Consider the following 2,967-nt stretch of genomic DNA (forward strand, 5'->3'; position numbering starts at 1 on the left):
CTTCTGCAAATTTAGACATGAATCTTTAAGAAAAAAGAGAACTGCAAGCCTCTGCACTTTTCGCTGCAATTCTCTGCACTTTCTGCTTGCAAAAAACAACTTTTTACCGATTCTCCTGATATCCTCAATTTATATGACAAAAGTATACATTCAAAACATTGTAGATAAAGAGGTCTAAAATCCATGAACAAAAAACCACATCTCATTGATGTCCAACCTATCCGTAGCAAACAACAAATCGAAGATATGAAATGGGCCCTAAAACGTCACTGTTCCGAAAGAGACTATCTATTATTTCTTACTGGCATTCATACCGGATTACGTGTGAGTGATCTACTTAAACTAGAAACTCAAACCATATTGAAATTAAAACGAAAACAGAGAAAAGAATTTAAAATCAAAGAGGGGAAAACGAAGAAAGAACGTATAATCAACATCACATCTATTTTTAATGAAGTATATACCTATGCTCAAACTATCAAAAGTACCTGGCTATTTCCTTCTCGAAAAGGAAATCAACCCATTAGCAAAATCCAGGCTTATCGACAATTACAAAAAGCCGGAGATTTTGCCGGTGTAGAATCCATTGGTACCCACACCATGCGAAAAACCTTCGGCTATTGGTTCTATAAACAAACAAAAGATGTGACCATGTTGCAAGAAATCTTGAATCACAGCACACCACAAATTACACTTAAGTATATTGGAATCAATAAAGAAGAAAAAGATAATATATTAGATACATTTCTAATTTAATTCAATATATCTAAAAAGATACCCTTTAAATTGACCATTTTATAACATATCCCAATCCTCCTCAATATTGAGGAGGTTCCCTTACTAATACAAAAGCTATTTCTCACTGAATATTAAGGTATAAATCTTCTAAATCCTTAATATTTTCCCCAGTATAAATTAAATTATTATTACGTATAATCCCAATATTATCAGCTAATTTTTCAGCTAAATCCATAATATGTGTTGAAAGCAAAATTAAAGCACCATCTTTAGATAATTCTTTTAAAACATATCTAAACAGGACTATTTGTTCTGGATCCAAACCGTTAGTAGGTTCATCTAATAATATAATTCTTGGTTGATGAATAATACTATTTATAAAAGCAACTCGCTTTTTTGTACCTTGTGACAATGAACCCATTGTTTGATTTCGATATTCATGCAAACCAAACAAATCAATCCACTTTTCAATCTGATTTTCTAAAAAATTCACTTCTAACCCCTTTAATTGTCCTACCAATCGAATCATTTCTACTGTAGTTAAAAAAGGATAAAAATATGGAAATTCCGTTAAATACCCTATATTCTTCAATAGAGATTCGTTAATATTCTTCCCCTTTGAATCTAATAAAGTAATACTTCCAGAAGTAGGCTTAATAGCATTTGCTAATAAATTAAGAAAGGTTGTTTTCCCTGCCCCATTCGGACCTAAAAGAACATAAATATTCCCAGCATTTAAAGTCCAATTTATATTATTCAAGGCTATTTTATTATCATATGAGTGAGAAAGATTATGTATCTGCAAACTAAATTTATCAAGCATTGAAAAGACTCCTTAATTTTTCTTCTGAACCTAATAGTTTTATAAGTAAAAAACTTATCAATAACGCTTCTATAACTAATAAGTTTACAGAAATTAAATAACTAGAGAATAATAGTATTACACATACTACTGAAACTACGATACCTTTTATATTTATACGATAATACGTTCGACGATTAAAATCAGAAAAATAAATACCGATAAATATATATAGTACACTAGTTAAAAAACTAAATAACAACAATATCAATACATTGTGAACCACTTTTATTATAGGCTCACCATAATATATACCCCAGAAAATATAATCACATATACCTATAAATGATACTATCGAAAAACAAATAAACCATTTGGTAAAGACTAATTTTTTTAAAGATAATCTAGAATAAATATATAAATAGATTGTAGATTCCTCTAAGCCAACAATATTAAGAGTCCACGTATCATGCATAAGCGCAATTAATATTAATGTTATAACTACAAAAGCATCAAGCTTCAATTCATGTATAATATAAAAACAAAATTGCCCACATATTAATAATATTATTAAAGGAATAATCCTTTGAAACCCAAACATAACTACTAACTCTTTTTTTAATATAGGTTTTCTAGTAATAAAAGATCTCTTTTTTTGTTGTCTTAAGTTATGTTTACAATAAAGATATCCTTTCCAATTATATTTAGAGAATTTTAAAAAGAAAAAAATAAAAAATAAACCTGTAATAATTTTAATATTCAAATATCCTTTAAAACAACTTGGAATTAAAATTAACAAATTACTTATACAGTTAAATAATCTATATCTTTTAATTAAATTAAAAAGAAAAAATAAATTCCCTCCTAAAACATATCCTAGTATTATCTCTATATGAAGCTCTAACATACTGATAATAAAAGAACTATGACACCAAAATAATGAAACAAATAATATACAGCTTATTCCTAATAAAGGAATAAGCACTTTTAAAACGTGATACCAAGAAATAATTTGTATATTATAAGTTTGAAGAAATAAAAATTGTACTTCTTCTTTATTGTATTGATTCAAACTAATAGTTATCCCTGTTGTGACACCTATCAATAAACAAATAAAATTTAAATGCAAAGATTGATATAAATCTTCTACAGAAGGATAAAACCCGGTTATAGCATATGCCATAATAGGAATCCCAAGTAATAAAACAATAAAGTCAGACAATTTCAACGTCCTTCTTATTTTTCCTTTAGACAAAGTCTTAAACAAACTAATAGCAATAAATAAATCTTTAGTTATCCCAATATATATTTCTCCTTTTTAAATAAGTTAATACATGAATCAATTTCATAATTTTCAGCCCTGATATACCAATGGTTTTGAGCACACAAAAAAGGAGTACCTCCCCAAATTCTTGTATAATGGTAGT

The 2,967-nt window shown here is 27.8% G+C and carries 3 protein-coding genes; 1 reads left to right on the forward strand and 2 read right to left on the reverse strand.

Annotated features, from left to right (window positions below):
- Positions 1–183 precede the first annotated feature (183 nt).
- Positions 184–756 (forward strand): tyrosine-type recombinase/integrase, encoded by a 573-nt coding sequence (locus Q9306_RS24445; RefSeq protein ID WP_306203228.1) that lies wholly within the window; start codon positions 184–186, stop codon positions 754–756.
- Positions 757–859: 103 nt separating this feature from the next.
- Here the strand turns inward: Q9306_RS24445 and Q9306_RS24450 are convergent, their stop codons facing one another.
- Complete coding sequence (locus tag Q9306_RS24450) at positions 860–1,561, reverse strand: ABC transporter ATP-binding protein (protein WP_306203229.1); 702 nt, start codon at positions 1,559–1,561, stop codon at positions 860–862.
- The gene (locus Q9306_RS24455) at positions 1,554–2,762 is read right to left on the reverse strand and encodes a hypothetical protein (protein ID WP_306203231.1); all 1,209 of its coding nucleotides are present in this window, start codon (positions 2,760–2,762) and stop codon (positions 1,554–1,556) included. Before Q9306_RS24455 ends, Q9306_RS24450 begins: the two co-directional genes overlap by 8 nt.
- Positions 2,763–2,967 lie beyond the last annotated feature (205 nt).

Origin of the sequence: Bacillus multifaciens (assembly GCF_030756675.1) — a bacterium.
GTDB classification, from domain to species: Bacteria; Bacillota; Bacilli; order Bacillales; family Bacillaceae_G; genus Bacillus_A; species Bacillus_A multifaciens.